The organism is uncultured Dialister sp. (assembly GCA_900314595.1).
Classification (GTDB): domain Bacteria; phylum Bacillota; class Negativicutes; order Veillonellales; family Dialisteraceae; genus Dialister.
Genome location: OMVW01000067.1, coordinates 1 through 5,821 on the forward strand (window position 1 = coordinate 1; position 5,821 = coordinate 5,821).

Sequence of the window (5,821 nt, forward strand, 5' to 3'; positions counted from 1 at the left end):
AAAAGGAGAAGGACAAAGAGCAGAAGACCGCCTGAATAAGTGGGCTAACCCCGAACAGAAAAATTAGGAATGGGTGTCCTTGACAACGGGACCGTTTTATAATAAGGGCGCCCCTTTTTAATAGAATTTTCCAGCTCAAATGGACTTTTGTGCTAATTTCGTTCGCGAGATTAGCACAAAAGTCCAATTTTTATTTAGAATTCCTGTCCCCGCTTCGGGGCGGCTTTCCTCTGGTGAAGCCTGAACACTGGAGGATAGGAGCACATAGGAGGCTGACTGACGAAACGTACAGGGTGAATTTGACTCTATCCGACAGTTGAAAGGCTCTCCCCCGGGAGAGCTCCGGCAAAGCCGGTGAGAGGGCCAATCGATTCGAAGAATCGATCATTTCTGAAATATTCCCATAGAAGTTCCGGATTTCGAAATTTTCTGCCGGCGGTTTTGCCGCCAATCCCATTCCTTGCCCTATCAGTCTGCTTCGCAGCCAGCTTCCCCGAGGGGAAGCCTGACCATCAGGGGATTTCTCCGACTTCTCTGTCCAGTTCAAGTTTCCAGGGAAAGCTGCACTAAAAAAATTCAGTCCCAAACCAAAATAGCCTGCTTCATGAATTCTGCAGGCCCTCCTTCCTGAAATCCGAAGTCCGAAATCCGTCTCTTCGCTCACTGCAGGCCAAAGGCCCTCATATAATTGGCCGCTTCAAAATTTTGTTGCGGCCTCCTTCCCGCACCCCGCATCCCGCTCCCCGTTCCCCGTTATTTCCATATACAAAATGGCCTGCTTCATGAATTGTGCAGGCCCCCTTCCCCCAATCCCCAATCCGCAATCCCCAATCCGTTTTTCAAAACAAAAAGGAAAAGAGGACAGATGACTCTGTCCCCTTTCCCCGATCGTGTTTGCAGCGTGTCCGGCTGCTGTATGGTTTACTGTTTCTTCCTGCCGCCCAGATAGGCCGCCATGACATCCGGGTTGCTTGCGACTTCCTGCGCCGGGCCTTCCATGACGATTCTGCCTGTTTCCATAACGTAGGCATAGTCGGCGATCTGGAGTGCCTTTCTCGCATTCTGTTCTACAAGAAGGACAGTCGTACCCATTTTATTGATATCTTTGATTACGTCGAAAATCTGCTGGACCACCAGCGGTGCCAGGCCCATGGACGGTTCGTCCAGGAGCATGACTTCCGGCTTTGCCATCATGGCACGGCCGATAGCGAGCATCTGCTGTTCGCCGCCGGAAAGGGTACCGCCCAGCTGGGTCTGTCTTTCAAAAAGTCTGGGGAACCTTTCAAAGACTTTCGTCAGGTCTTCAGCGATTTCTTTTTCATCTTTTCTCTGGAATGCGCCCATTTCCAGATTTTCACGGACCGTCATATTCTGGAGGATCTGGCGTCCTTCCGGGACGAGGACCAGGCCTCTCTTGACGATCCGGTGGGTTTTCTTGCCGGAAATATTTTCACCCTTGAAAATAACTTCCCCTGCCACCGGTTTCATGACGCCCATGATGGTCTTCATGGTGGTGGACTTTCCGGCACCGTTGGCGCCGATGAGGGTGACGATCTTGCCTTCCGGTACGGAGAGGGAAATGCCTTTCAGCGCTTTAATATTTCCATAAGCGGCTTCCACATTTTTCAGTTCGAGAAGTGCCATTATGCCTCATCCTCCTTGCCCAGGTAAGCTTCGATAACTTTCGGATCGTTCTGTACGTCTTCCGGCACCCCTTCTGCCAGCTTCTTGCCGAAGTTGACAACCATGACGTGGTCGCAGAGGCTCATGACCAGCTGCATATCATGTTCGATGAGGATGATGGTCGTTCCGAATTTCGTACGGATATTATGAATCAGTTCGGTGAGAGCCGCGGTTTCACTGTCGTTCATGCCGGCTGCCGGTTCATCCAGGAGGATGAGCTTCGGCCGGGTGGCCAGGGCTCTGGCGATTTCCAGTTTTCTCTGTTTGCCGTAAGGAAGTTCCGTAGCCAGACGGTCTGCATCTTCTCTAAGGCCTACGAAATCGAGGAGTTCCAGCGCTTCTTCTCTCGCTGCTGCTTCTTCCTTCTTCTGGGCAGAAGTGCGGAAGAAAGAAGCAAGGATGCCGGACTTCAGACGGTCATGATGGCCGACGAGGATATTTTCCAGCACCGTCATGCCCGAAAAAAGGCGGATATTCTGGAACGTACGGGCTACGCCCATATTGATGATCTGGAAAGGCTTCTTCCCTTCGATGGATTTTCCGTCGAGGAGGATATCCCCTTCCGTCACCTGGTAAACCCCGGTAATCAGGTTAAAAATGGTGGTCTTACCGGCACCGTTTGGCCCGATGACTCCAAATATTTCTCCCTTTTCCACGGAGAAGGACATATTGGAAACAGCGGTCAGGCCGCCAAACTGTTTCACTACGTTTTTCATTTCAAGCAGCATCACTGTTTGCCTCCTTCCGCGGAAACTTTCTGTTTTTTGCCAAATTTTTTGGAAATATATTTCACTGCATCATAGGACAGGATGCCATCCGGACGGAATGCCATGAGGAGCACCAGCATTACACCATAGATCATATCCCTGTATTCAGCCATTGCACGGAGAGATTCCGGAACGATGGTGAGGATGGTTGCGCCCAGCACCGGTCCCCAGAGTACGTTGGAACCGCCGAATACGGCGTATACCAGGATGTCTACGACCTTGCCCCAGGAGAAATCCGTCGGGCTGATGAAGAAAGTGGCATGAGCATAGAGAGCTCCGCCTACCCCTGCAAAGAATGCGGAGAAGAGGAAAGCCATCATTTTGAAACGAACCACATTGATCCCGGAAAGAGCTGCCGCATATTCATCGGCCTTGACAGCTGCCCAGGCGCGGCCGATTCTGGAATGTTCCAGACGGTACCAGAAGAAAACGATAGCGATCACGATGACCAGGAGAACGATATTCATGAGCAGCTGACCGCCGGTCTGGGAGTCGATTTCCAGTGCATCCAGGAGACCCATATCGCTGGCATAATCAGAAAGAATGGAAGCCATGGAAGGAATGCCGGAGAAACCGAGCGCCCCGTGGGTGATATCCAGGTTCAGCGCAATAACGCGGACGACTTCACCAAAGCCCATGGTCGCGATGGCCAGGTACAGGCCTCTCAGACGAATCGTCGGCAGACCGATGATGAGACCTACCAGCATGGCCATGCAGCCGCCCAGGAAAATACCGACCGGCATAGGCACCCCATGCTGCGCGGTGAGAATTGCGGAAGTATAAGCCCCCAGACTCATAAAGCCTGCATTGCCCAGGGAAAGGATACCGGTGCACACAGTCATATAAACCGTGAGAGCCAGTACGATATTGATGCATACGAAGGTGAATACCTGCAGGAAGTAGCCATTCAAAATTTCGTCCATTACGGTCTGCCTCCTTTGCCTGCCTTGGAGAACAAACCTTCAGGGCGGATAAACAGAATGAGAATGATAATACCAAATGCCACAGCATCTCTATAGGTAGAAGAACCATAAGCCACGGCAAATACCTCAGCAATACCGAGGATAAAGCCGCCTGCCATAGCGCCTTCCACATTGCCCAGGCCCCCCATGATGAGGACTGCCAGACCTTTGAGGCCCATAGCGGTACCCATGGTCGGTTCGATCGCATTGAAAGAAAGACCGATGAGCACCCCTGCAGCGGCGCCCAGAGCAGAAGCCAGCATGACAGTGAACGTAATGATACGACTTGTATTGATACCCAGGAGCCCGGCAGTTTCCGCATTTTCAGAAGTAGCGCGGATAGCCTTGCCCAGCTTCGACTTGTTCAGCATGACCGTCAGGAGAACCATCAGGATTACCGCCGTACCCAGGGACACGATCTGGATACCGGAAATCTTGAACAGTCCGAAATTCATGAGGCCATTATCGAAAGTAGCCGGGAAAGAACGGGTCTGAGGACCCCAGACCATGAGTGCCACCGATTCCAAGAAGGTGGACACACCGATGGTGGAAATAAGCGGAGCCAGATGAGTGACCTTGCGGCGGCGGAGAGGCCGGAGAGCAAATATTTCCAGTCCATACCCAAGCACCGCACCCCCGATCATAGCCCCGACGAGTGACGGGAAAATGCCCAGTCCTGCCTCAGTCACGAGCAGGAGGCCGATGTAAGCGCCGATCATAAAGATGCCGCCATGTGCCATATTGACGATATTCAATACGCCGAACACTAGCGTATAACCGATGGCAATGACCGCATAGGCGCTTCCCAGCGTTAAACCGTTGACAAGCTGTTGAAAAAACACGATCTTCAATCCCCTTTCAAAAAAAGAACAAATTCCGAAGAACGAATGGCATCAAAAACACCCCTGCTGTAATCTGGCGTCATTACAGCAGGGGCGAAATGGTTCGCGGTACCACCCTGGTTTTTCACTCATCGAATAAAGAGCATCCCATAAACTGATCCCGTATAAAAAACGCCCCTATTTCCGATTAAGGAAATAGGGGCGACATGCGCGGTACCACCCTACATTATACTCAGGTATTCACATCCGTAACGTGGAGTCTACGCCATTGCCTACTATGTTCGGCTCAGGAGCTCACAGGTGATAGTCAGAAATGGAATGCACCGGCTTGCACCCTACCGCCGGCTCTCTGTGCCATGGACCATAAAATCCCTTGTCCCGCTCATCGCTTTTAAGAATTGCCCTTAACGGAGGCCCCGTCAGAAACTACTTCATTCACCTCTGAAACTCCCGGGTGAGCCTGCCTCCCGCCTCACACTGACTTTCACCATCCGTCAGCTCTCTATCGATCCGCCTGGAAACATATCCCGATCCTTGCCATTCGTTCTTTCGTTGTGCCATCTATTGTAACATTTATATTTCAAATGTCAATACAGTTTCCGTAAAAATTATGAAATAAAGGAGCAGCGGCTCTGGAAATAGACAGATGTGCTGAACTGTCGGGAGATAATCGTTCTTCGTTGTTCGTTCTTCGTGATTCGTGGTCCGGGGTCCATGGTCCGGGGTCCGTGAAGGTGGCGGGCATCAGAATCCTATGGCCCCCCTTTTTGTATTGAAACTATAGGGTATCAGCTTTTGTTTCGGGACTGTTGGGATTATCGGGATTCTCGGGGCTGTCGGGAAGGTGCGGCGCAAATTCATGAGCGCCGCAGATTTTGAAATAGTAATCAGCCGATAGCTGTCAGCAGGGCAAATGCCGTATGGCTAAACACGAAATGACGCTGCGTCCCCCAACGGGGGAAGCTCCCGCGAAGCGAGTAAAGGGGGGCGGTCTTTCGTTCAAGCCGAAATCGAGATAAATGGTAAAAACGTAACGTATTCCGGGGAGCCGCCGGGTGGGTTCATCTTTCGCACGAGGCACATATAAGACGAATCATTGAAACGTACTTTGACAGATGAGAAAAAATAAAAGCATGCCATCGTCCAAGCCCTCCCAGGTTTTGGGAGGGTGCCGGAGCAAAGCGAAGGCGGGTGGGTTCATCTTTCGCACAAGGCACATACAGGGCTGACTGACGCAATGTACAAGGATAAAATGTCTCTATCCCTGAAACGCGCTGCCCCCCTACGGGGGAAGCTCCGCGAAGCGGTGAAGGGGGCGGTCTTTCATTCAAGTCGAATCTGAGATAAACGGTAAGAACGTTACGTCCCGGCAGAGCTCCGGCGAAGCCGGTGAAGGAACGACCTGCACTATCCCTGTTAATGCCAGATGACCAGGACCGAAAGCATGCTATCGTTTCAGGCTCCCCAAGCTTACTATAAAACCATTATCCCGAAAAACCCAAAAAAGGGCGCACTTACCCCAGGGTCCATTTTTTAGCTTTTTTCAGTTAGCGATTGCCATGGTAGA

At 51.5% G+C, this 5,821-nt stretch carries 4 protein-coding genes; all 4 read right to left on the reverse strand.

Annotated elements, in window-relative coordinates:
• Positions 1–921: 921 nt before the first annotated feature.
• The 4 genes from QZN42_RS09855 to QZN42_RS09870 are packed head-to-tail and all read right to left on the reverse strand — an operon-like array spanning position 922 to position 4,254.
• Positions 922–1,644: an ABC transporter ATP-binding protein gene (locus QZN42_RS09855; RefSeq protein ID WP_296957214.1), complete on the reverse strand. Its 723-nt coding sequence runs from the start codon at positions 1,642–1,644 to the stop codon at positions 922–924.
• The gene (locus QZN42_RS09860) at positions 1,644–2,411 is read right to left on the reverse strand and encodes an ABC transporter ATP-binding protein (RefSeq protein WP_296957217.1); all 768 of its coding nucleotides are present in this window, start codon (positions 2,409–2,411) and stop codon (positions 1,644–1,646) included. Before QZN42_RS09860 ends, QZN42_RS09855 begins: the two co-directional genes overlap by 1 nt.
• Entirely contained in the window at positions 2,411–3,373 is a 963-nt protein-coding gene (locus QZN42_RS09865; RefSeq protein WP_296957220.1) for a branched-chain amino acid ABC transporter permease, read from the reverse strand. Before QZN42_RS09865 ends, QZN42_RS09860 begins: the two co-directional genes overlap by 1 nt.
• Positions 3,373–4,254 carry a branched-chain amino acid ABC transporter permease gene (locus QZN42_RS09870; RefSeq protein ID WP_296957222.1) on the reverse strand — a complete coding sequence of 294 codons (882 nt, stop codon included), beginning with the start codon at positions 4,252–4,254 and terminating at the stop codon, positions 3,373–3,375. The genes QZN42_RS09865 and QZN42_RS09870 overlap by 1 nt, the downstream gene beginning before the upstream one ends.
• Positions 4,255–5,821 lie beyond the last annotated feature (1,567 nt).

Excerpts from the sequence above, each read along its gene's own strand:
- QZN42_RS09855 (WP_296957214.1), bottom strand. The coding sequence starts at position 1,644 with ATGGCACTTCTCGAACTGAAAAATGTGGAAGCCGCTTATGGAAATATT.
- QZN42_RS09860 (WP_296957217.1), bottom strand. The coding sequence starts at position 2,411 with ATGCTGCTTGAAATGAAAAACGTAGTGAAACAGTTTGGCGGCCTGACC.
- QZN42_RS09865 (WP_296957220.1), bottom strand. The coding sequence starts at position 3,373 with ATGGACGAAATTTTGAATGGCTACTTCCTGCAGGTATTCACCTTCGTA.